The following is a 24,605-nucleotide window of genomic DNA, read 5'->3' as shown; positions in this document are numbered from 1 at the left end:
TATACCTGTTTTTAACCTTTTTTTTGCTTGCTAATAAAATTATAGCACAGCATCCGGTTTATACTCATTTAACCGAAAAAGACGGCTTACCAGATATCGAATTTTATGATATAATTGAGGATAATGAAGGGGGAATTTGGCTAGCAGCAGATAAAGGTCTTTTTAGTTATGATGGTAAAAAGTTTAAGAACTTTTCACACCCGCAAAAAAGAGGTTTATCTGTTTTTGGTTTAAAATTAGATGCCAAAGGTAGAGTTTGGTGTAACAATATTTCAGGACAAATCTTTTATTTAGATAATGGTAAATTACTGTTGTTTTATGATTTTCAGGATAAAGTAAATGGACAACTGGCTGTTTTTACATTTGTAGACAATAATGTTGTTGTGAGTACAGAAACAGGTGTTTATGAAGTAGACTCTAAAGGTTTGTTTGAGTATAAAACTCTCGATGAAAATATTCGATTGTTATCATCTTTACCAAAAAAAGATTCCTTATTGAGTTTTGACGAGGATAAAATACTCGTAAGAGCAAAAAATAAAAAGTTAAAAGTAAAGTATGATTTAAAAAAGTACGGAGAATTTAATTTTAATATTTGGGATGTAACTACAATAAGTAATATCGATTTAATATTTGCTTATAACACTAAAAACTTATCGGCTACACCAAAATTATACTATGGAGTTGATAAAAAGTTAAAGGAGGTATTGTTGCCAAAAGAACTAGTACTTAATAATGGCGTAATAAAGTTTTATAGTTTAGATGATAAACTATGGGTTTGCACAAAGAAAGGGGTTTTTATTTATCAGTTTTTAGATAATAAATTACATTATGAAAAAACTTATTTTAAAGGTGTGCCGATAAGTAGGTTTTTAAAAGATAGAAACAATAATTATTGGTTTACAACATTAACAGACGGCGTTTTCATTATACCTAATTTGTATATAGAGAAATATAGTATTGAAAAAGATAAGGAAAATTTAATGGCAATAAGTGCTTTAGGAACTGATGCTTTAATGATGGGGTCTATTAAAGGAGATTTAATGATTCTTGATAAGAATACAAATGAAATATCACATTTAATAAAAAAAATAAATAATAAACTATACGCTATTGTTGAAGGTAAAAACAATATGTATTTAAGTTTTGCAAACGGATCTTTAATTTATAATAAGGATAGTAAACAGCTAACTAGAGATAATTTTTTATACAATGCGAAAGATGTAACCTTTTTAGATGAAAATAATTTACTGTATGCAACGCACTCTACAGCAAGTGCTGTTAATATAAGATCAAGGAAGAAAACAGAACTTAGGGCTACTAGAACAAAAGTTGTTTATTATAGCAGCAAAAAAGAAAAATATATAGGCTATACAGATGGTACAGAAATGTACAATCAAAAAAATGAAGCGATACAACTTAAATTTAATGAACAACCAGTATTTGCAAATAATATAACAGAAACAACTAATAATGTTGTTTGGGTATCAACTTTAAAAGATGGAATTATTGGATTTAAAAGAGGTGAAGTAGTAAAACATTTTTCAGAAAAAAACGGGTTATTATCTAATCAGGTAGGTGAAATTAAAGGAGAAAAAGAATTTTTATGGATATCTACAAATAAAGGTTTACAGTTATTAAATACAAATAATAACAAAATTAAAAGCTTAACTAGAAAAGATGGGGTAGCTTCATTTAATATATCAGGCTTTATGCCTGATGAAAAAGTATTATTCTTTACTTCAAACAAAGGGTTGTTTAAAATTGATAAAGAAAAAGCTTTTAAAAATAATAAAATTTTAGATTTTTATTTCACTTCCATAGAGGTTGATGGAGAGAAAATAGTTAAAAAAGAAACTTATTCTTTTGAATCAAATGTAAAAAAAATAAAATTTAATTTTCATGCTAATGGGTTTCTATCACATGAAGACGTAGTTTATAAGTATGTTTTAAAAGAGTATTCTAATCCAGATAATTGGAATGTATTAGATAAAGGAATAAATCAAATTACTTTTAATAACCTGGCACCCGGGAATTATATTTTTAAGCTAAAGGAGGTAAGTCTATCTGGAGAGCAAGAAACTAAAGCGAAGGTTATTAAGATAACAATAAATAAACCTTTTTATAAACAGCAATGGTTTTACGTAATTACAACTGTTTTTATTATCTTTTTATATTGGTTAATTTTTTACTTGAGGTTAAAACGAGTAAAAAAGAAACAAGAAGAAGCTATAGCGAATGAACGCATGCAGAAAGAGTTAATAGCATCAAAATTAAAAACATTACAAAGTCAAATGAATCCGCATTTTACATTTAATGCGCTGAATTCTATTCAAAATTTAGTGTTAAAAGGTGATAAAAATAATGCCTATAATTTTTTGACTAAATTTTCTTCATTATTAAGAGAAAGTCTTGCTTTAAGTAATAAAAGTTTTGTTTTCTTTGAAGAAGAGATTTCTGTTTTAAAAAAATACTTAGAACTAGAAAAATTAAGGTTTAGAGATAATTTTACATATGAAATAATAGGAGAAGAACTTATAGAGAACATTAAAATACCAACTATGATAATTCAACCATTTATAGAAAACGCTATAAAGCATGGGTTGTTTCATAAAGTAGATGGTGTAGGTAAAATAAAGATTGAGTTCTTTCAGGAGAATTTTATTAAATGCATCATAACCGATAACGGAGTTGGACTTGACGAATCTCATAAAATAAATAAAAAGATAAAAGAAGAAAGGGAGTCTTTTTCAACCAAAATGATAAAAGATAAATTAAAAATTTTAAAAAAACATTACGGAACCGATATTGGTTTTGAATATCAAGCGATAAGTATGGGAACAAAAGTGGTTATTAAAATACCTTTTACTTTTTAAATACTGTTTGTTAAAAAGTATTTATGAAAATCAGAAATTTTTATTAATTGCTTTAAAATGAAAGTTAATACTTACATATCTAAAAGGTTTTTTTTATGATGAAATTTAGATGTTTTTAAGAAGAATAATAGTGTGAAACAAGAGTAGGTTTTAATTAATAATTGTAATAATATAAATAATTCACATTTTAATTGATGAATAAAATTAGCTCAATAATAGTCGATGATGAAGTTAATGCGCGAGAAAATTTAAGGTTTTTATTAAGCGAATTTTGTAATGATGTTGATGTTTTAGCAGAAGCAAAAAATGTAGATGAAGCTATAGAGGCTATAAAAAAATACAAACCACAAATAGTTTTCTTAGATGTTGAAATGCCTCAGAAAAATGACTTTCAATTATTGAAAGAATTTGATGAAATTAACTTTCACATAATCTTTGTAACTGCATATGATAATTATGCCGTAAAAGCCTTTCAAGTCGCGGCAATAGACTATTTATTAAAACCAATAGACGTGTCATATTTAGAGTCGGCAATAAAAAAAGCTAAAGAACAAATAGCAAATAAAACAGCATCTTTAAGAGTTAATCTATTAGAGGATAACAGAAAGATAATTACTAAAATAGCAATACCATATAAAAAAGATTATGCAATTGTAAGTACAAAAGATATAGTTAGTATAGAGGCCGATCGGATGTATTCTATCTTACATATAGAAAAAGATAAAAAATATATGGTAGCTAAAAAATTAAGTTATTATGAAAGTTTACTATGTGATAATACTCAGTTTATAAGAGTACATAGGTCTTGGATAATTAATGTAAATAAAATAGCAACATATTCTAAAAAAGAAAAAGAAATAACCTTGAAATCTGAATTTAAAGTTCCAGTAAGTAAGAGTTATAAAGAAAATTTTGAAATTCTTTTTTATGCTTAATACATAAAATTAATTATAAGTACCCCTTATTTAGTTAGGAAAGATAAAATGCGTTTTCGGAAAGTAAATAACCTGTTTTTATGAATTTTTATTAATATTTGAATTATAATAAGAATAGAATGAGAGACTTGAGAATATTGTTGAGATTAAACCTTGCGTTAATAAAAGTAAAAATATTGATAAGATGGCATAAATTATTACGATCAATATAGTTTTGATAGACTTATCAAAATTAATTAAAGTAAGATATATTGGTTGTTTTCTTCATTCGGAAATAAAAACACTTCATTAGGAAGGCTTTGTGTTCTTTACAAGAAAATAAAATGTTATTTGTATGTAGATTTTAAAAAAAATAAGATGATATTCTATTTGAAAAGAATATCGTTTTCCACTAAAACACCTGTAAATAGAATGTTATAGTTAGTTATAATTATTGGTGTCAAATTTTAGAGAATTATTTTAAAGTATAAGTTTTTAATTTTAAAGAAGGTTCTGGGGGGAACCATTAATTTTAAGAATGTTTTTTTAAAAAAAACTTCTTTGATTTTTATTAATCTTAACCGGATTACTGTAAAGTAATTCGGTTTTTTGATTAGAATAATTTATAAAACTTGCTTCTCTTTAATTACTTTTGGAAAATGAAGTTTCATAAATATAATTTTTTTAGATATACCTATTGCGAGTTCGAATCGCGATCTATAGATTTTTTTAAAGATAAATCAGCACATTATCAAAGCAAATCTGGGAGCTTATATTTCTATGCAGATGAAGGTGTTTACCGTTACTCAAATCATTGGGGGCGTGTAGCTAATTGTCGATGGAAAATAAAAGAAATAGAAGAATATAAAAGTCAAAATTATTATGTTGGTTTTGCAAATTGGTCAGATTTTTATCTGTTAAATAATACTGATAAAGTATTTTATTTAGAGGTGAATTTTAAAACAAAACAAGTTAAAATTAAACGATTAAAAGAAGAAGAAAATAAAATTGTTTTTTTAATGACATCAGAATTTGCACACCAACGTTTAAAACAAATTCAAACCTTGTTTAAAGAGTATAAATGGGCTGCCTATTATGAGGATGATATAGATCATTTAAGAGAAATATTAATAAATGATTTAATATCAACCACTAAAACGATTCAGCAGTTAAAAAGAGAGCTTTAGGTTTAAATATTTGTGTATATTTTATTAATACCTAAACTAAAACCAAAACGGATTTCATTTTCGCTTCCAAGCCTATGAATGGCAACTTTACCTAAAGCAATTTTACTGAATTCGTTATTTGTAATCTCTTCGTCATTTAACAGAAGTTTACCCTTAAATTGTTTTTTACTATTATACTCACTTCTATCTTGCTTACTTTGGTATACATTAATAGATAAAATTTCATTTTTATCTGTGTAGCCACAAAATATACCAAACTGGTCCCAAATCATATAATGATTAGTTTTGGTAAGTTCCCTTTCTGGCTTGCCTAAAACAGCTATTAATGTATCGTAATTGGTAGGGAAAATAATAGGTTTTTCATTAATAAGAACGGTATCAGTATCACATTTAATAACTAATTCTTTTACTTTTTTCTTTTTTAAAAATTTAAACATGGTATTGTGTTTTTAGTAAGGGAATAGTTATATGAGATAATATACAAATTTAAAGAATAAAATTCAACTTTTAAGTAAATTTGCTATTCTGAAATAAAATCATTTGAAAATGAATATCCCTCAAACAAGTTTTCCTAGAGTCATAATTATTGGAGGAGGTTTTGCTGGCTTAGCTGCAGCAAGAGGATTAGAAGAACAAGAACTTCAAGTTGTTTTAATCGACAAACATAACTATCACACTTTTCAACCATTACTTTATCAAGTTGCAACTGGCGGCTTAGAGCCAGATAGTATTGCTTTTCCGTTGCGAAAACGATTTAACGATGTAGAAAATTTCTTTTTTCGTTTAACAGAAGTTTTAAATATCAATACTGATAAAAATACAATAGAAACAACTATTGGTAATTTAGAGTATGATGAGTTGATTATAGCCACAGGATCTAAAACTAATTTCTTCGGAAATACGAATATCGAAAAATATGCGATGGAAATGAAGTCTGTTCCACAAGCATTAAATATACGTAGCTTGGTCTTAGAAAATTTTGAAGAAGCACTCTTAGAAACTAATTTAGAGAAACGAAGAGCTTTAATGAATTTCGTAATTGTTGGTGGTGGACCAACAGGTGTTGAGTTAGCCGGTGCTTTAGCTGAAATGAAAAAAGGAATCTTACCTAAAGATTATCCTGATTTAGATATCCGTCAAATGAAAATTAATTTAATTCAGAGTTCAGGCGAGTTGTTAAAAGGAATGAGTAATAAGGCTTCAGAAAAAGCCGAAGATTTCTTAATAAAATTAGGCGTTGATGTTTGGAAAGATCTTCGGGTTTTAAATTATGACGGTACTACGGTAACAACCAACAGCGATGACCATTTTAAGGCAGAAACTGTGATTTGGGCTGCCGGAGTAAAAGGCGAATCTATTAACGGTTTACAACAAGAGTGTTTGGTAGAAAGAGCTAACCGATTTAAGGTTGATGAATACAATAAAGTTGTAGGTTATAGCAATGTATATGCTATTGGAGATGTTGCGTACATGCAAACCGAAAAATATAAATATGGGCACCCGATGATGGCGCAACCTGCTATTCAGCAAGGAACATTATTGGCTAAAAATATCTTAACCAAGTTTAAAGGGAAAAAATTAAAGCCTTTTAAATATAATGATAAAGGAGCCATGGCAACTATTGGGCGAAATAAAGCAGTGGTAGATTTACCAAAATTAAAATTTCAAGGAGTTTTTGCTTGGTTTGTTTGGATGTTTGTGCATTTATTCTCTTTAATAGGTTTTAGAAATAAAGTAATTGTATTTATGAATTGGATGTATAACTATATTCGATTTGATAGGGAAACAAGACTTATAATAAGACCTTATAAGAATAAAAATAAATACAGTTTTAAAGAATAAGAAAATGAGTATTACAAGAAATATAAAATGCCCTAAATGCGGATTGTTTAATGCAAACAAAGAGTATTGTGAAAATTGTAATACTTTAATTTCTCATGAAAAAAAAAGAGCTTTAAAAGAAGAGGCATATAAGCAAGTAGAAATAGAAAAGGTGAAGCATAAAATTGCCAACCCTAATTTAGCAGAGCGTTTAAAAAAACACCCTTTCTTCTTGTATAAAGTTGTAGGATGGATTCTGTACTCCGCTTTTTTGTTGGTAAGTTTAATAGGAGGTGCTTTAGCTTGGTTTATAGCAATGGTAGCTGCAGGATAAAATGAAAAGAGCAATATATATTTACTTTGTATTTTCGCTATTTATAGGAACAGGTGTTTATTTTATGCAAAAAAACGATTATAAATTACCAGAATTAGTACAGTTTTATGTAAATGATTTTTTAATCATTCCGATAGTGTTATCAGTTTGCTTATTTATTTTAAGGTGGAGTAAAAGCAATAAAAACTATCAAATTTCTATTTGGATTGTTTTATACATTTGTAGTTTTTACGCATTATTATATGAGTATTTTTTACCTAAGTACAATCCGAGATACACGGCAGATATAATAGATGTGTTTTTATATTTCATCAGCGGATTTATCTTTTTTATCCTCCAGAAAAAAACCTAAAAGAAATAATGAATCCAGAAAAAACAACTTCAAAAACAATTATAAGAATAACTAAAGCAATTACTTATATTGAAGATAATTTAAATGAGAAGTTAATTTTAGAAGAGGTTGCAAGCAAAGCTTCTTCTTCTAGATTTCATTTTCATCGACTTTTTTTAACAGTAACAGGAGAAACATTAAATAATTTTATAACTAGAAAACGAATAGAAAAAGCAGCATCATTTTTATTGCATAAAAAAGAAACACCAATAACCTTAGTTGCCGAAAAAGTAGGGTTTACAAGTTTATCTTCATTTTCAAGAGCATTTAAAAAATTCTAAGGGATGAGTCCTGCAGAGTTCAAAAAAGAAAGTCAAAATAATTTTAGCAAGATTTGTAAAACAGAAAGCAAGAATGGGCAAGTGGTAACGTTATTTGAAAAGTATATTTGTAATATACATAATTCTTTAAATTGGTTAAAAATGAATGCAACTACTGAAGTTAAAATTGTACCTGAATTGCAGCTAGCATATATAAGTCATCAAGGAAAGATGGATTTAATCGAAGGTGTTTATAAGAGGTTAATGAAATGGGCTTTTCCGAAAGGTTTAATGCAACAAAAAGATTTGCGAATGGTAACAATTTATCATGATAGCCCAAAAATTACTGACGAAGATAAAATACGTATTAGTGCTTGTATGACATTAAATAGGTTAGTGAAAACGGATGGTGAAATAAATTTAAGAACGTTGCCTAAAACGAAGTGTATTGTTTCTCATTTAGAGATTCATCCTTCAGAGTTTCAAAAAGCATGGGAAAATAACTTTGTATGGATGAGTGAACATGGTTTTAAAAAAGCGGATCAAGATCCGTTTGGAATTTACTATAACAACCCAGAAGAGCATCCCGAAGGAAAATGTATTGTAGATATTTGTATTCCGATTCAATAAATAAAAAAAGGTTGTCTGTTTTACCAGCAACCTTTTTCTTTAGAACAAACCTCTAAAAGTATCAATATTTTTTAAAGCATTTGAATCAATTTCAGAACCATCTTTGGTAAACCAAGTATGCGTATCGCCAAGGTAATTCATGCCTAAATAATTGGCACTCTCTATAAAAGGCATTGTAAATCCGTTCTTTAAATCATTTTCTCCTGAGTTGCTAATCATAGCCATTTTTTTGCCTCTCATTTGTCTTCCTAGTTCTTTTTTGTAGTGTAAAAGGTCGGATAATCTATCGAGAAATATTTTTAAAGTTCCGCTCATGCTATACCAATAAACGGGTGTAGCAAATATAATGGTGTCGTATTTTTGTATAATAGTTTCCATTAAAGGAATAAAATCGTCATTCGCATTGCTAAAATCATATTCGAAAGAACCAATACTTTTAGTCTTTAAATCGATAACATCAAAATCATTATTTTTATTTAAATAACGAACAATCCTATTTGTGTTTCCGTTGCTTTTAGAGCTTGCTTGTATAATTACCTTTGTATTCATGTGTATTCTTATTTAGAAGTTAAATTTCTGAAATTTAATTAGAACAGCATTTAAACTTCAATTGTAAAAATTGATAATTCTCAAGGAAAAATCAATACTAAAAGAGTATATTTTTTGTATTTTTATGCTATCAATTCACCTTTGTAAATGAATACAGACACCTACAAGTTTTCGAAAGAAGTAACATTAAGCCATTTTGCTACCAAAGAAGTAGATGAAAAGGCAAAAAAGAAACTTAAAAAAGTAAGAAAGGAAATAAGTGAGCTGCAAGATACCATGTATGCCGAAGGTAAATACAGTATGTTAATTTGCCTACAAGGAATGGATACTTCTGGTAAGGATAGTTTAATTCGTGAGGTGTTTAAAGATGTGAATGCACGTGGAGTAGTGGTGCATAGTTTTAAAGTACCTACCGAATTAGAGTTGAAACACGATTTCTTATGGAGGCATTATATTGCTTTACCAGCAAAAGGAAAAATAGGTGTTTTTAATAGAACACATTATGAAAATGTGTTGGTAACAAGAGTGCATCCTGAGTATGTTTTTGGAGAGAACATTCCTACAGTTAAAAGTTTAGAAGATTTAAATGATGCTTTTTATCATGATAGAATGGAAAGAATCAATCAGTTTGAAAAACATATTTCAGCTAACGGAACCATTATTTTAAAATTCTTTTTAAATGTATCTAAAGAAGAACAAAAAAACAGATTGCTACGTCGTTTAGATATTCCTGAGAAAAACTGGAAGTTCTCTTCTGGCGATTTAAAAGAGCGCAAGTTGTGGAGTAAATATCAAGAATGTTATGAGGATTTATTAAACAAAACGAATACAGATTATGCGCCTTGGTATGTAGTGCCTGCAGATGATAAACCAACGGCAAGATATATTGTAGGTAAAACAATTAGTGAAGAGCTTAAAAAATATGGTTTTAAAGAACCTGCATTAGCTCAAAAAGATTTAGATAAATTAGACGAGTTTAAAGCTCAGTTAAATAACGAATAATTGCCAAAAAAAAGATGGAATTAAACTTAACAAAACCAATTATATTTTTCGATTTAGAAACAACAGGAATCAATATTGCGAAAGATAGAGTGGTAGAAATATCAATATTAAAAGTGTTTCCGAACGGAAATAAAGAAAGTAAAACATGGTTGGTAAATCCAGAGGTAGCAATACCAAAAGAATCATCAGAAATTCACGGAATTACAGACGAAAAAGTTGCCAACGAGCCAACTTTTAAAGATTTAGCTGTTAGTATAAACGAAATGATTGCTGGTTGCGATTTGGCTGGTTTTAATTCAAACAGATTCGATATTCCTGTTTTAGCAGAAGAGTTAATGCGCGCAGGAATCGATTTTGATATGAAAGAACGTAAAGCGGTAGATGTTCAAGTAATTTTTCATAAAAAAGAACAGCGTACTTTAAGTGCAGGGTATCAATTTTACTGTGGCAAAGAATTAATTGGCGCGCATGGTGCAGAAGCCGATACCAATGCTACTTACGAAATTTTATTAGCGCAGTTAGATAAATATGAAGATATTGAGAACACTGTTGATGCTTTAAGCGAATATTCAACACATGGTAAAAGAGCAGATTTTGCTGGTTTTATTTTGATGAATGATAAAGACGAAGAAATTTTCTCTTTCGGGAAATATAAAGGAAGAACAGTAGAAGAAGTGTTTAAAGAAAACCCAGGATACAATTCATGGATTCAGAATGCAGATTTTCCGTTGTACACCAAAAAAGTATTACGCGAAATTAAAGAGCGAATGGCAGTACCTAAAAAGAAAATGACCGACGGAGAAAAGTTAGAAGCTTTACAGCAAAAGTTTAATTTAAGGTAATCTTTAACATAGGTTTAAGCGAAGTAATCATATTAATTTTTACTTTAGAGATTATAAAAAAAAGAATAAAAAATGTTTACAGAATATAACAATTTACCAAAAAACTCAAGAGTTTGGGTGTATCAAGCAGATAGAGAATTTAGCATAGAAGAAGTAGAATATATTTGTGCAAAAGCAATACTTTTTATTGATAGTTGGACGCGTCATGGAGACGACTTAAAAGGCTCTTTTACTATAAAGTACAATCAGTTTTTAGTATTGGGTGTAGATGAAGGTTTTAACAATGTATCTGGCTGCTCTATAGATTCTTCAGTTCACTTTATTCAAGAGTTGGAAAAGGAATTGAGAATCGATTTAATGAACAAAATGAACGTTTCATTTAAAGACGGTGATAATATTAATGTTGTTAAATTAGCTGATTTTCAGCAATTAGCAAAAAATAAAAAGATAACCTCAAAAACAATTGTATTTAACAATATGATAGATACAAAAGCAGACTTTGAAACTAATTGGGAAGTTACTGCCGATAAAAGTTGGCACAAACGATTTTTGGTATAGCAATTGATTTCCATTAAAGTATAGATGATTAAGATATTATGAAAAAGATACTAGTTTTTTTAGGGTTTGTTTTTATTCAATTTGTAAATGCGCAGCAACAAGATCCGCTTTTAGCGAAAGATGTAGATGCACAAAATGTTTGGGTAGATAGTATTATGAATTCAATGTCGATTGATGAAAAAATCGGACAATTGTTTATGGTACAAGCCTATTCGAATAAAGATAAAAAGCATGAACAATCAATAACCGAAATGATTACCAAATATCATGTAGGTAACTTAATATTTATGCAAGGAACGCCAGAAAAACAAGTTATTTTAAATAACAAGTATCAAGGAGAATCTAAAGTGCCGTTGCTAATTGGTTTTGATGGCGAATGGGGATTAGATATGCGTCTTAAAAATACCTATCGCTTTCCTTGGAATATGACTTTAGGCGCAATTGAAGATGAAGCGCTTTTAAGAGAAACAGGTAAAAGAATAGGCGAGCATTGTAAAAGAGTGGGAATTCACATAAATTTTGCACCTGTAGTAGATGTAAATACAAATCCGAACAATCCAATTATAGGAAATCGTTCTTTCGGAGAAAGTAAAGAGAATGTTACTAAAAAAGCAATCGCTTTTAGCCAAGGAATGCAAAGTGTTAATGTTTTAGCAAACGCAAAGCATTTTCCAGGTCATGGAGATACTGCAACAGATTCTCACCACACATTGCCAACTATTAATTTTAGTGAGCAGCGAATAGACTCTGTTGAGTTGTATCCGTTTAAAAAAATATTTAAAGCAGGTGTTGCAAGTGTTATGACAGCACATTTAAGTATTCCAGCTTTAGAAAAAAATGAAAAACTACCAACTTCATTATCAAAAAGTGTTGTTACCGATTTGTTGCAAGAAAAGCTAGGTTTTAAAGGTTTGGTGATTACTGACGGATTAAATATGAAGGGGGCAGCCAATTATTCTTCACCAGCAGCAATAGATTTAGCAGCAATTCTTGCAGGAAACGATATGTTGTTAATTCCGCAAGATGTTCCTGGTTCTGTAAAGCTTCTAAAAGAAGCTATTGAAAAAGGACCCTTAACAGAAGCGCGATTAAATTACTCTGTAAAAAAAATACTAAAAGCAAAATATTTAGTTGGTTTAAATAAGTATAATTCGTTGCTTTTAGATAATCTTCAAGAAGATTTAAATAACCCTTATGATGAGGTTTTACACAGAAAATTGATTAAAAACTCCATAACTGTAGTAAAAAATGAAGCAACTATTTTGCCTATTAAAAACTTAAAAGATAAGAAAGTAGCTTATGTTTCTTTGGGAGACTCTAAAGGAGATGATTTTTTAGGAATGCTAAAGAATTATACAAAGATAGAAGCTGTTTCTGATAAACACTTGAGTGTTTTAATGCAAAAGTTAACAAAATACGATGTGGTTATTGTTGGTTTTCATAAGTCGAATGATCATCCATGGAAGAGTTATAAGTTTTCAAATAAAGAATTGGTTTGGTTACAAGAAATAGCGAGAACGAAAAAAGTTATTTTAGATGTATTTGCAAGTCCTTATAGTTTATTAAAACTAAAATCATTTACAAATATAGAAGCGCTCGTTGTTTCTTATCAAAATAGCAAATTAGCACAAGAACTTTCTGCACAAGCGTTGTTTGGAGCTTTTGATGTAAAAGGAAAATTACCTGTGTCAATTAATAGCGAATTTAATGCAGGAGACGGTGTTTTATTAAAAAATAATAATGTTTTAGAGTATACGATTCCGGAAGAAGCAGGAATGTCTTCGGAGAAATTATCGATTATAAATAAAAGAATCGATACTATTTTAAATGAAAAAATGACACCAGGAGGGCAAATTTTAGTAGCTCGAAACGGAAAAGTTTTTATCAATAAAAGTTTCGGGTATCATACCGCATTAAAAAATCAACCTGTTAAGAATTCCGACATATATGATTTAGCTTCCTTAACCAAAATCTTAGCCTCTTTACCTATGATTATGAAGGCAGAAGAAACTCAAAGAATAAGCTTGTTTTCTAGCTTAGGTGATGTTTTACCAAGGTTCAGAAAATCTAATAAAGACACTTTATTATTAAAAGAAATATTATCTCACTATGGCCGTCTTCCTTCTTGGATTCCTTTTTACAAGAACACAATAGATGAAGCTACTGGAAGAAATTCATTTAAATATTATCGAAAAAAAAGAACAAGAAAGTATAACATAAAAGTAGCTCCAAAATTATATTTAAGTAAGTCTTATAGAGATACTATATATAAACATATTGTGGATGCCGATCAAAGAGATAGAGAGGGATATAAGTATAGTGACTTGGGGTATTATATTTTTAAGGAAATTTTAGAAAAAAAATATCAAAAACCTTTAAATGAGTTAGTGGATGAAGAGTTTTATAAGTCATTAGGAGCTGATAGAATGACGTATTTACCGCTTCAGAAATATTATAAAACAGAAATTGTTCCTACAGAGAAAGATGATTACTATAGAAATCAATTAGTACATGGTTATGTACATGATATGGGTGCTGCTATGTTAGGAGGTGTTGGTGGTCATGCAGGCTTGTTTTCTAACGCCAATGATGTGGCTAAAATTATGCAGATGTATTTGCAAAAAGGAACTTACGGTGGTACGGAATATTTAAAAGCGGAGACGCTTGATAAATTTAATAAAAGATATTATGCTGATAAAAAAGTGCGTAGAGGTTTAGGTTTCGATAAGCCTCAGTTAAATCCTAAAGTTAAGGCAACTTGTGGTTGTGTTTCAGAAGAGAGTTTCGGGCATAGCGGTTTTACAGGAACCTATACTTGGGTAGATCCTAAGTCAGGTTTGTTATATGTTTTTTTATCAAACAGAGTATATCCTAATATGAATAATAGAGGGTTGGTTAGAAGTAACATGCGTACTAAAATTCAACAAGATATTCAAGATGCTATCCTGCATTAGTCGCAGTTGTTTTGGTATATAATAATACTAATAAAAGTGAACCAGCAAAATATGTTAGCGCTATTTCTGTGCTAAAAAACAAACTGATGACAAAGCTTTGTAAAGCGTAGAAAAAAGGAAACAATGTGATACCTAATGCGAAACGAAAAGTGTCGGTAAATTCAATTTCTGGAATCTTTTTACTTAATGATTTCCATATTAAATAAGGAATGAAACTATTTAGAATAACGAAGTAGTATAACAACTTATTTTCTTTTTCAATCTTCTTTTTGCTAGGGTAGGTATCTTTTTTTATAAGATAATTGCTGTTATTTACATCAGTATAATCTATAGTTGTTTTATTTAATGCCGTTATTATGGTGTTGTAGTTTTCATCATCGTTAATATGAACCGTTAAATTTTTTAATTGATCACTAATTTTATTTTTCAATTCTTTTATCAACGTATTTTTGTTATCAATAGCATAAAAATTATTAGCTAGAATAGGTTCGCCAAAAATAAGCGCAACTTTTGATGGGTATTTAGAAGAGTTTTGATAAGTTATTCCAACCGGAACAATATGAATTTTTAAGTCAGGATATTTTTCTATAGCGCCGTATAATATTCGGGTGAAACCTTTACTTAAAGGTCTAATTGTTCGTTTTCTATTGTGACTTCCTTCAGGGAAAATTAGTAAAGTTTTATTGTTTTTTAGTAGTTCTTGGCAATTATTAAAAATAGCATCATTTTTAGATAATTGCTTAATACCGTCTCTAATACGATAGACAGGCATTAAACCAATTATGTTTAGAATTTTTGCAATTGTTGGTTTTTTAAATACAGCTGCGCGTACTAAAAAATGAATTTTTCTTTTTGTATTTGTAGCGATTAATAAAGGATCTATTAAGGCATTCGGATGATTGGCAACAAACAAAATAGCTCCTTTTTTAGGGATATTTTTCCTACCCAATACTGTTGTCTTTTTAGCATAAAAGAATAAGCCTATTTTAATATAAATTTTTAAAAAATGGTATAATAAAAACTTCATTTGTTATTGTTTTTTTCTTCCCCAATAGGTGGCTAATAGCATTCCTGAAAAAACATCCCAAATACCCCAAAAAGCAGCTAGCAAAGCCATTCCTCCCAAGCCTTCGAAAAAGCCAAATATCAGCAATAACCCTAATCCGCCATTCTGAATTCCGGTTTCTATGGCTATTGTTTTAGAATCAGATTTGTTTAAGCCAAAAATTTTGGCAGTTGAGTATCCAAGTACATAAGCAAAGATATTATGAAAAACCACTAAGAATAATACATGATGAATATAATTCGTAAAAATGGATAAATTCTGAGAGAAAGCAATTACAATTAATAAGATAAATACGGTCATAGAGAGTGGCTTTAAAACCTTCTCTATCTTATTGGCCATCTCAGAATGATAATGCTTTATAAGCATTCCTAATAGTAATGGAATACCTAAAATTAAAGAAACAAGCTTAAACAACTCAAACGGATTCAACTCTACCGTCTTTAAAATAGCGTTTGTAGGTTCATATAAACTTCCCCAAAAATGTAAGTTAAGAGGAGTCATTACAATACATAAAAGTGTTGCAAAAGCAGTTAAACTGACAGATAAAGCAGCATTACCACCAGCCATCTTACTAAAAAAGTTAGATACATTTCCGCCAGGACAGGCTGCAATCATCATCATTCCTAGGGCAAAACTAGGGTGTGGTTGTATTAAAATAATAGCTAAAAAAGTAGCAGCAGGCAACAATATAAACTGAGAAAGTACACCTACAAAAACAATTTTTGGTTTTTTTAAAAGCCGTTTAAAATCTTCTAATTTTATACCTAACGCAACACCAAACATAATTATAGCAATGGCAATATTTAAAAGCCATAAACCTTCAGTGTCAAAATTTATTTTGATACTATCTATTTGTAAATCATTAATTTTTAAAAGCATATTCTATAATGTTTGATCCCATTTTAAAAGCTTTTATTCTAGTTTCTTCAGGATTGTTATGAATTGCAGCATCTTCCCAACCATCATTTAAATCGCTTTCATAATCATAAAAAACAACTAAACGACCTTTATGAAAAAGACCAAATCCTTGAGCCGGTTTTTTATCGTGTTCATGAATTTTTGGCAATCCTTTAGTAAAGTTAAATTTTTGATTATAGATTGGGTGGTTATTCGGAATTTCTTGAAATTCACTTTTTGGGAAAACTTTTTTTAATTCTCTTCGTATATAGGTATCCAATCCATAATTGTCTGATATATGCAAAAAACCACCGGAGATTAAATAGTTTTTAAGGTTGGTGGCTTCTTCATTCGTGAAAAATACGTTGCCATGACCGGTCATGAAAATAATAGGATAATTATTAATGGTATCATCCTCTAGAGTTACGGTATTAATATCAGTATCAATAAATGTATTTGTGTTAGTGTTACTGAATTTTATTAAATTAGGTAATGCCGTTGGATTTGCATACCAATCTCCACCTCCTTTGTATTTTAAAACAGCAATTTGTTGTGAGAAAATAACAGAACAATATAGAATAAGGATAAAAGCTATGATGTTTTTCATTTAAGAATTTAGCATTTAAACAGCAATATAATAAAAAACACCAATATTTCTATTGGTGCTTAATTTTTTCCTGATAAGGAATTATATATAGTTGAAAATTCCCCTTAAATACTTCAAGCTATTATATAATGTTATAGGTCAAATATATGTTTATTTTATATATAAGGTAGTTTATTCGTGTTAAATTTATGTTATATGTATTAAAGTAGTGGTGAAATTAAATATAATAAAAAAACACCAATAATGATATTGGTGTTTTTCCTTTTCCTTTTTCACTATTGAGAATCACCTCAATGCATTTTTAATACGATTATTGTGAAAATAAAACCCCTTCAAAAATTTTAAGTTCTATAAATCATATTTAACAGTTCAAATATAATTTTAAAATCATTGAATTGAGTTCGAAATCATCCAAATTGGATGATTTCGAACTTGTTTATTTTAAAAAAAAAGTTTAATTTAAACTAGTTTGAACCTCCTTGTACTGAACAGGAGTATAGCTTGTATGTTTTTTAAATACAGTGTAAAATGTTGATTTAGAATTGAATCCAGATTCTAGACCAATAGAAGTTATAGTATACTTGGCATAATCGGTATCTAATAAAAGTAATTTAGCCTGATTAATTCTCTTTTCATTTAGATAGTCAGTAAAAGATTTACCAGCAATGTTGTTGATAATTAAAGAAAGTGTGCTTGAGCTTAATTTGGTGTCTTTAGACAAGTTTTGTAAGGTATATTTTGATACCAAATATTTCTTTTTCTTGTCAATAAAAGTATCTATTTCTATAAATTGCTCCTTGTGTTTCTCTGAAGATACTTCTTCTGATTTTAATTTAAAATCTTCAGTAACATCATTATTTAAATTAATTAATAATGATTTTCTTATGTGTTTACGTTCTTTTAATATTCTTATTTGCTTAAATCCTTGGTAACCTAACCAGTAAATAAGTACTGTAGTGTAAGCTCTAAGCGGATAATATGAAAATATAAAACCGGTAAAATTCATATTTACTTTAATAATTAAAGCAAGTATCCATAACATATAACCTATGGCGGTTAGTTGAAAAAATGTATGTATCCATTTTAAATTATCAAAAGATAGTATTTTGGTAAAAAGTTTTTCTTTTTTATAAAGAATAAAAAAGGAGTATATAAAAATACCTAAAGAGGTAAATAAGCTAAACATTTCTTCGAAAGATGTATAGCGTTCATATATGTAGTTTAACTTTTCTTGAGAAGGAGAATTACTGTAGTTGAAAACAAAAGTAATTTGTGCCGCTATTATCACAAAAAATAAAGGAATCATTACCTTTAAGATATTGTATGATTTTTTAGATAAGCTTAAATAGTTTATTAAAAACATATATAAAAAAGGCATTGCTAAAAAATGCCAAGGTATCTGTAGGTAATCTAATGAGAATTTATGTTGAAATAATTTTAATTCTAAAGCCCAAGACTGAATGTTATTTAAGGATATGGTAAGTATCAATAAATTTAAGTAAAGCATACTTTTTTCTCTTCCGTTTTTTGAACAGAAAAGTATAATACTAAAAGCAAAACCATGCAAAGCACTAATAAGTAAAAAGAAATTAAATAGGGTGGAGGTATCCAAAAGCAATGTTTTAAATCAAATATACAAAAAAGAATTATTGATTTATAAAAGCAATGTTCTGAACCACATTTAAACCAGCAGTTTCTGTACGAAGACGGTTTTTTCCTAGTGAAATAGGAGTGAACTTAGCCGTTAAAGCTTGCGCTATTTCTTTTGTAGAAAAATCACCTTCCGGTCCAATTAAAATAGTGTATTCAGCATTTTTAGTAGCAGCATCTTTTAAGAAGTTCTCATCTTTTTTTTCTTCGCAATGTGCTATGAATAATTGTGTTGTAAAATCTTGTTTGATAAACGTTGATAATTTTACAGGGTCGTTAAGTTTTGGTAAGGTAAATTGTAAAGATTGTTTCATGGCAGATTGTACAATTTTAGATAATCGCTCAATCTTAATTACTTTTCTCTCCGAATTATCACAAATAATTGGGGTAATTTCATCAATACCAATTTCGGTAGCTTTTTCTAAAAACCATTCTAACCGGTCAATGTTCTTAGTTGGTGCAATAGCTACGTGTAAATAATAATCCCTGTTATTAGGTTTTTCTTCTTTTTTTATTACCGTTGCAAGGCATTTTTTATCACTTGCAATTGCTATTTCTACTGAAAACAAAAAACCATTACCGTTTGTAATGTGTAATATATCACCTTCTTTTTTTCTTAAAACACGCACAATATGCCTGCTCTCTTCTTTGTCAAACCTAATCTGTTTAGTGTCTGGAGTGATATTGGGATTAAAAAATAACTGCATTATAAATTTAATTTATAAGTTCTTCGTCGTTTGTGTGTAGTCGGATTAAAGTCTTTCCATATTTGATGGATAGCGGTATTGTCTTCTAATTCCGGAGTTCTAATACAATTTACGATTCCTTTTTTAGAAAAAGTATCACAATATTGTTTAAAAATAATAGCAAAAACACCTTTGTTTTGGTATTCAGGCGCTACACCTATTAAATAAAAGGTAACGTCTTTTGAGTTTTTTCTAGCGTTTAATAAATGAAAAAGTCCGAAAGGAAAAAGGCTACCGTTTGCTTTTTGTAAAGCTACAGAGAAAGAAGGCATTACAATAGCAAAAGCAACGAGTTTATGATCTTTATCTACCACAAACTTTATGTATTCAGGGTTGATAAAACTGATGTATTTTTCTTTAAAGTGTGTTACTTGAGCATCAGAAATAGGTACATAAGTGGATAATTTTGAGTAGGCTTTGCTAAACAATTCAAACATTTCATCAACATAAGGCATAATAGCCTTGGTCGATGTAAAATCTAACGGTTTTAAACCGTACCTTCTCTGAATGATGTTACTTGCTTTTCCGTACTTTACGCCATCTACATTTTTAAAAAGAAATTTATTTTCTAAATATTCTTTTTCTTTCTTTAGTCCTAGCTGCTCAAAATGTTTCGAATAATAAGGGTGGTTGTACCAAGTAATCATGGTGCCAATATGATCAAAACCTTCAACAAGTACTCCGGTTTTATCTAAGTTGTTAAAGCCAACAGGCCCTTCCATATATTCGAGGTTGTGCGCTCTTCCTATTTCTTTAACTTTATCGAGTAAAGCTTCTGTAACTTTTACATCATCAATAACATCAAACCAACCGAATCGTATTTTTTTAATGTGTTGTTTTTCTACTTCGTACGTGTTTATAATAGCAACAACTCTTCCTACAATTTTATCATCTCTTAAAGCTATTAAAAAATTAGCTTTTGCGTTTTCAAAAACAGGATTTTTGTTTGGGTTGAAATTGTCAATTTCATCACTTATAATAGGAGGAACCCAGTTTTTATTATTCTTATAAAGAGAAAAAGGAAATTTAACAAATTGTTTCATTTCCTTTTTTGATGTTATTTCTTTAATTTTAATCATACAGCAAATGTAAGATTTTTAATTGTCCTTATTCTGCTCTTTTTCTTCTTCCTTCTTTATGTCTTCTTCTAATTTTTTTATTTCCTTCTCAAGCTTTAAACGTTCTTCTTCTTTACGTTTGGCTTCTTTTATAGCATCTTTTTCGAGTTTAAGTCGCTCTTTTTCTTTGTTTTTAGCTTCTTTCTCTTCTAGTTTTTTTATTTCTTTCTCAAGCTTTAAGCGTTCTTTTTCTTTCTTTTTAACAGCTTTTTCAGCATCTTTTTTAGCTTTTTTAGCTGCTTTCTTTTCTGCTTTTGTTGTTTCTTTTTTCTGCTTAATATCATCTTTAACAATAACATCAACTAACGATTTAGAGCGTTCTCTTCTTGGTTTATCAATAGTTATTTTCTCTTCTTTTTCGCCTTCTTTTATAGTTATAGTCTGTTTGTCTTTCTTTTTAAACAATCCTTTTATGTTATCGAACAAGCGACCGAAGAAACCTTTATTTTGAGTGTATTTGGTAGTTTTTTGCTCCTCAATTTTATTACCAAACTCATCTACTTCAAGGAATTTGTCTTTGTGTCTGTTTAATCTGTACGAAACTCCAATATTTGTTGTAATACCTATTTCATCTTGATTAAAGTTACTTCTAACAGCTGCATTAAATTGCATGTTTTCACTAAAAAGATAGGCAGCACCAACACCAATATTATTTTTACGTTCGTAGGTTTCAAAAATATCTTGCCATTCCGCAAATCCAGACCAATAATCATTAAAATTATAAGTACCCGTAACAATATATGACAGTTCGCTAAAATCGGTTCCTATATTATCATAGTAAATATTTGTTACCACATTTAATTTACTAGAAAATTCATTTTGAAGTAATAATCCAACCTTCGGACTAATACCTCCTTCTTTATGTGGTTCATTTAAGAGACTTCCAAAATTTAATCCAGCATAAATACCGATATGCGGAATCCATCTTTTGTAATCAAAAGAATGTCTTGCTCTCCAACTTCTAATTTCTTTTTTCTTGTCGTTGTATTTTGGTGCGTATATTAAATATTTAGCACCTAATGTTAAGTTTCCTAATCCTACCTTGTTGTAAGAGGATTCGAATAGGTTTTTAAAAGCTATTTTATCTCTTTGAATACTCGTGTTTAAGTTGAATTCTAATTTTTCAGAAAAAAAACTAGTTCTAAATAATAAATTCAAACCAAAAGCTTCTGGATTGCTAAAAGTAGGTGTTGCGTTTATTTTTCTAAAAAACAAATTGGTTTCAAACTGATATACACCAGAACCTACACTGTACGGACTTTCAGAAAACCCCGGACGGTTAGAGTTTATAACCGTTGTGTATTGGGCATTTACAACCAAGGTTGACAAAAAAGCAATAAACAAAAGAAGTTTCTTAATCATGTTGTAAATTCAATTAATACAATTAGTACAAACATACATAAAATACAAATTACTATATAATATAAGTTTTGTAAAGTCTTAACGCTTCGTTTTGCTTCAAATTGTTATTTTTGATTAATTTTTTATTAAAAGTTAAGATGACACATATAAATGAAGCTGGACCTATGAATTTTTTAAGAACTATATTAATAATTATACTTGTTTATTACGTGCTAAAATTTTTGGTGAAGTTATTTGCTCCTTATTTATTAAAAAAAGCGGTAGATAAAGTTCAGAAAAAAGCAGCGCAACAATATAGTAATCAACAAGAAAGCACTGTTGATGAAGGAAAAACTGTTGTAGATAAAAAACCACAAGATTCAAAACAAAGCAATAATTCTGTAGGAGAATATGTTGATTTTGAAGAAATAGATTAAGCATGAATTTTAAAAAAATGATTCCGTATGCGATAACAATTGTTGTTTTTGCAATTATATCGCTGCTATATTTTAATCCGGTTTTAAGCGGAAAACAAATAAAACAGAGTGACATTACCCAATTTATAGGAATGTCGAAAGAGGTAAAAGACTATAGAATTGCCAATGGCGAAGAACCTTATTGGCTAGGAAATGCTTTTAGCGGTATGCCTGCATATCAGGTTAGTGCGTATTATCCGAATGATTTCGTGCGTTATATTGATAAAGCAATTCGTTTTTTACCACGTCCTGCAGATTATCTATTTTTATATTTCTTAGGATTTTTCTTGTTATTAACAGCTTTAAAAGTAGATTGGAAACTTGCCATTTTAGGGAGTTTGTCTTTCGGATTTTCAACATATTTAATAATTATTTTCGGGGCAGGACACAATGCAAAAGCACATGCGATTGGTTATATGCCAATGGTAATTGCCGGAGTTTTATATATTTTTAGAAAACGTTATTTAGTCGGTTTTGTAATTACTGCTTTGGCAATGGCTTTAGAAGTATACACAAACCACCCACAAATGACTTATTATTTAGGTTTTTGTTTGTTGATATTGGCAATTGTAGAATTTATAGAAGCTTTTAAAACCAAAACATTACCAGTATTCGCAAAACAAGCAGCGGTATTATTGGTGGCAATGTTTATCGGTTTGGGCGTAAATTCTACCCGATTATTATCCATGAAAGAATACGGTGATTTTAGTACGCGAGGAAAATCGGAATTAACAATTACTTCTGACGGATCACCAAAAGAAAAATCTACAGGATTAGATAAATCGTACATTACCGAATATAGTTACGGAATTGCTGAAACTTTTAATTTGATAATTCCTCGTTTTATGGGTGGAGGAACGGTTGAAAAATTAGGAGAAGATTCTAATTTTTATCAAGTTTTAGAACAAAACGCAGGTAAAAGTGTCGCCAAAGATTATTCAAGTCAGGTGTTAACCTATTGGGGAACACAACCTATTGTTGAAGCGCCCGCATATATTGGTGCTATTTTATTTTTCTTATTCTTTTTAGGAGTTTTCTTAGTAAAAGGACGTTTAAGGAATTGGTTAGTAGCCGCTACTATTTTTTCAATCATGTTAAGTTGGGGAAAGAATTTCTCAGTAATCACAAACTTTTTTATTGATTATGTGCCGTTATATAATAAGTTTAGAGCGGTTTCATCTATTCAGGTAATTGCTGAGTTATGTGTGCCGTTATTAGGAATGATTGCTTTAAGAGATTTCTTTTCATCAAAACCTACATCCGAAGAAAAAGAAGAAGCGCTAAAAAAGGCATTTTATGTTTTAGGCGGAATTACTTTAGGTTTTGCGGTATTCGGATCTAGTTTATTTGCTTTTGAAGGATTAAGAGATGGCCAATATCAAGAATTACCAACTTTAATAGATGCCTTAATTTCTGATAGAAAAACAATGCTATTTAACGATAGTGTTCGCTCATTTTTATTGATTTTAGCAGCAGCAGCTTTGTTGTGGTTTTATCTAAAAGGAAAACTAAAGCAGGTTTCGGTTTTAATTGTTTTAGGGAGTTTAATTCTTTTCGATTTAGTATCGGTGGATATTAAATACGTAAATAAAGAAGATTTTACATCAGCAAGAAAGGTGTTAAAACCATTTACACCAACCCAAGCTGATAAAGATATTTTAAAAGATAAAAGTTATTACCGTGTTGCTAATTTTAGTGGAAACCCAATGCAAGATGGTAGAACATCGTATTTTCATAATTCGATTGGTGGTTATCATGCTGCTAAAATGAAACGTTATCAAGAGTTGTTTGATTATCAAATAGCAAAAAATAACATCAACGTACTAAATATGCTAAATGCAAAATACGTTATTGTTGGTGAAGATAAGTTTCAAGAAAATACCGATGCAAACGGGAATGCTTGGTTCGTTAATTCTCTAAAAATAGTAAATTCAGCAAATGAAGAGATACTTGCTTTAGATAGTTTAAACACGAAATCAACAGCTGTAATTAATGGACGAGAATTAAAAAGAAGCCCACAAGGATATATGGATTATAATAATCTATTCAAAAAAGATTCAACAGCTACAATTACATTAATTAAAAATGATGTAACAACCTTAGTTTATAAAACAGCTACGCAAGAAAATCAGTTTGCCGTATTTTCAGAAATCTATTATAAAGATGGTTGGAAAGCTTATTTAGATGGCATTAAAACTGAACATTATCAAGTTAATTATGTACTTAGAGGTATGAATATACCAAAAGGAAAACACGAAATTGTATTTAAATACGAACCAACCGTAATACGAACCGGAAATATAATTACATTATGTTGTTATGCGTTATTATTGCTAATTCCGATTGGCTGGTTTGTAATTCGTAAGAAAAAGCAAAAATAAATTTAGAA

The 24,605-nt window shown here is 29.3% G+C and carries 23 protein-coding genes; 14 read left to right on the top strand and 9 right to left on the bottom strand.

From position 1 onward, the window contains the following. Positions 1-23 precede the first annotated feature (23 nt). From H0I30_RS03610 to H0I30_RS03600, 3 genes are all read left to right on the top strand, one after another. Positions 24-2,873, top strand: a complete 2,850-nt coding sequence (locus tag H0I30_RS03610) for a histidine kinase (RefSeq protein WP_218772952.1) — start codon at positions 24-26, stop codon at positions 2,871-2,873. A gap of 194 nt (positions 2,874-3,067) precedes the next feature. After that, positions 3,068-3,808, top strand: a complete 741-nt coding sequence (locus tag H0I30_RS03605) for a LytTR family DNA-binding domain-containing protein (RefSeq protein ID WP_218772951.1) — start codon at positions 3,068-3,070, stop codon at positions 3,806-3,808. A 638-nt stretch (positions 3,809-4,446) separates the two neighbouring features. Further along, on the top strand, positions 4,447-4,974 hold the full coding sequence (locus H0I30_RS03600) for a hypothetical protein (RefSeq protein WP_218772950.1): 528 nt from the start codon (positions 4,447-4,449) through the stop codon (positions 4,972-4,974). 2 nt (positions 4,975-4,976) lie between these two features. On the opposite strand, the gene H0I30_RS03595 is transcribed toward H0I30_RS03600, so the two are convergent. Further along, positions 4,977-5,411, bottom strand: coding sequence for a hypothetical protein (locus H0I30_RS03595; RefSeq protein WP_218772949.1), 435 nt, complete (start codon positions 5,409-5,411; stop codon positions 4,977-4,979). Between the two features lie 109 nt (positions 5,412-5,520). On the opposite strand from H0I30_RS03595, the gene H0I30_RS03590 reads away from it, so the two are divergent. The 5 genes from H0I30_RS03590 to H0I30_RS03570 are packed head-to-tail and all read left to right on the top strand — an operon-like array spanning position 5,521 to position 8,410. Further along, complete coding sequence (locus H0I30_RS03590) at positions 5,521-6,816, top strand: NAD(P)/FAD-dependent oxidoreductase (RefSeq protein WP_218772948.1); 1,296 nt, start codon at positions 5,521-5,523, stop codon at positions 6,814-6,816. Between the two features lie 4 nt (positions 6,817-6,820). Continuing rightward, entirely contained in the window at positions 6,821-7,129 is a 309-nt protein-coding gene (locus H0I30_RS03585) for a hypothetical protein (RefSeq protein WP_218772947.1), read from the top strand. 1 nt (position 7,130) lies between these two features. After that, positions 7,131-7,481, top strand: a complete 351-nt coding sequence (locus tag H0I30_RS03580) for a hypothetical protein (protein WP_218772946.1) — start codon at positions 7,131-7,133, stop codon at positions 7,479-7,481. A gap of 8 nt (positions 7,482-7,489) precedes the next feature. Beyond that, on the top strand, positions 7,490-7,801 hold the full coding sequence (locus H0I30_RS03575) for a helix-turn-helix domain-containing protein (RefSeq protein ID WP_218772945.1): 312 nt from the start codon (positions 7,490-7,492) through the stop codon (positions 7,799-7,801). A 3-nt stretch (positions 7,802-7,804) separates the two neighbouring features. After that, positions 7,805-8,410: a GyrI-like domain-containing protein gene (locus H0I30_RS03570; RefSeq protein ID WP_218772944.1), complete on the top strand. Its 606-nt coding sequence runs from the start codon at positions 7,805-7,807 to the stop codon at positions 8,408-8,410. A gap of 39 nt (positions 8,411-8,449) precedes the next feature. Here H0I30_RS03570 and H0I30_RS03565 read toward each other — a convergent pair whose 3' ends face one another. Further along, positions 8,450-8,959, bottom strand: coding sequence for a flavodoxin family protein (locus tag H0I30_RS03565; RefSeq protein WP_218772943.1), 510 nt, complete (start codon positions 8,957-8,959; stop codon positions 8,450-8,452). Positions 8,960-9,106: 147 nt separating this feature from the next. On the opposite strand from H0I30_RS03565, the gene H0I30_RS03560 reads away from it, so the two are divergent. The 4 genes from H0I30_RS03560 to H0I30_RS03545 all read left to right on the top strand — a co-directional run bounded on the left by H0I30_RS03560 (position 9,107) and on the right by H0I30_RS03545 (position 14,315). Then, on the top strand, positions 9,107-9,961 hold the full coding sequence (locus H0I30_RS03560; RefSeq protein WP_218772942.1) for a PPK2 family polyphosphate kinase: 855 nt from the start codon (positions 9,107-9,109) through the stop codon (positions 9,959-9,961). Positions 9,962-9,975: 14 nt separating this feature from the next. Continuing rightward, complete coding sequence (locus H0I30_RS03555; protein ID WP_218772941.1) at positions 9,976-10,803, top strand: 3'-5' exonuclease; 828 nt, start codon at positions 9,976-9,978, stop codon at positions 10,801-10,803. Between the two features lie 72 nt (positions 10,804-10,875). Beyond that, positions 10,876-11,361, top strand: coding sequence for an ABC transporter ATPase (locus H0I30_RS03550; protein ID WP_218772940.1), 486 nt, complete (start codon positions 10,876-10,878; stop codon positions 11,359-11,361). 38 nt (positions 11,362-11,399) lie between these two features. Further along, on the top strand, positions 11,400-14,315 hold the full coding sequence (locus tag H0I30_RS03545) for a glycoside hydrolase family 3 N-terminal domain-containing protein (protein ID WP_218772939.1): 2,916 nt from the start codon (positions 11,400-11,402) through the stop codon (positions 14,313-14,315). Here the strand turns inward: H0I30_RS03545 and H0I30_RS03540 are convergent. From H0I30_RS03540 to H0I30_RS03510, 7 genes are all read right to left on the bottom strand, one after another. Next, the gene (locus tag H0I30_RS03540; RefSeq protein WP_218772938.1) at positions 14,302-15,342 is read right to left on the bottom strand and encodes a lysophospholipid acyltransferase family protein; all 1,041 of its coding nucleotides are present in this window, start codon (positions 15,340-15,342) and stop codon (positions 14,302-14,304) included. The two genes, H0I30_RS03545 and H0I30_RS03540, sit on opposite strands and share 14 nt — an antisense overlap. A gap of 3 nt (positions 15,343-15,345) precedes the next feature. After that, positions 15,346-16,260, bottom strand: coding sequence for a bile acid:sodium symporter family protein (locus tag H0I30_RS03535; RefSeq protein WP_218772937.1), 915 nt, complete (start codon positions 16,258-16,260; stop codon positions 15,346-15,348). Next, positions 16,244-16,885 carry a DUF4159 domain-containing protein gene (locus tag H0I30_RS03530; RefSeq protein ID WP_218772936.1) on the bottom strand — a complete coding sequence of 214 codons (642 nt, stop codon included), beginning with the start codon at positions 16,883-16,885 and terminating at the stop codon, positions 16,244-16,246. The genes H0I30_RS03535 and H0I30_RS03530 overlap by 17 nt, the downstream gene beginning before the upstream one ends. A 454-nt stretch (positions 16,886-17,339) precedes the next feature. Further along, positions 17,340-18,497: an AraC family transcriptional regulator gene (locus H0I30_RS03525; protein ID WP_218772935.1), complete on the bottom strand. Its 1,158-nt coding sequence runs from the start codon at positions 18,495-18,497 to the stop codon at positions 17,340-17,342. A gap of 34 nt (positions 18,498-18,531) precedes the next feature. Continuing rightward, positions 18,532-19,242, bottom strand: coding sequence for a 16S rRNA (uracil(1498)-N(3))-methyltransferase (locus H0I30_RS03520; protein ID WP_218772934.1), 711 nt, complete (start codon positions 19,240-19,242; stop codon positions 18,532-18,534). Next, the gene (locus H0I30_RS03515; RefSeq protein WP_218772933.1) at positions 19,242-20,360 is read right to left on the bottom strand and encodes a GTP cyclohydrolase; all 1,119 of its coding nucleotides are present in this window, start codon (positions 20,358-20,360) and stop codon (positions 19,242-19,244) included. The genes H0I30_RS03520 and H0I30_RS03515 overlap by 1 nt, the downstream gene beginning before the upstream one ends. A gap of 18 nt (positions 20,361-20,378) precedes the next feature. Then, positions 20,379-21,761, bottom strand: a complete 1,383-nt coding sequence (locus tag H0I30_RS03510; protein WP_218772932.1) for a transporter — start codon at positions 21,759-21,761, stop codon at positions 20,379-20,381. Positions 21,762-21,898: 137 nt separating this feature from the next. Between H0I30_RS03510 and H0I30_RS03505 the strand changes: the two genes are divergently transcribed. After that, entirely contained in the window at positions 21,899-22,177 is a 279-nt protein-coding gene (locus tag H0I30_RS03505; protein WP_255554312.1) for a DUF4834 family protein, read from the top strand. A gap of 2 nt (positions 22,178-22,179) precedes the next feature. Beyond that, a complete protein-coding gene (locus tag H0I30_RS03500; RefSeq protein WP_218772931.1) occupies positions 22,180-24,597 on the top strand; it encodes a YfhO family protein in 2,418 nt (805 codons plus the stop codon). Positions 24,598-24,605: the final 8 nt, after the last annotated feature.

Origin of the sequence: Tenacibaculum sp. AHE14PA, assembly GCF_019278465.1 — a bacterium.
GTDB lineage: Bacteria > Bacteroidota > Bacteroidia > Flavobacteriales > Flavobacteriaceae > Polaribacter > Polaribacter bernardetii.
Note: the sequence above shows the minus strand (reverse complement) of the source record. Positions and strands in the feature narration are given on the sequence as shown.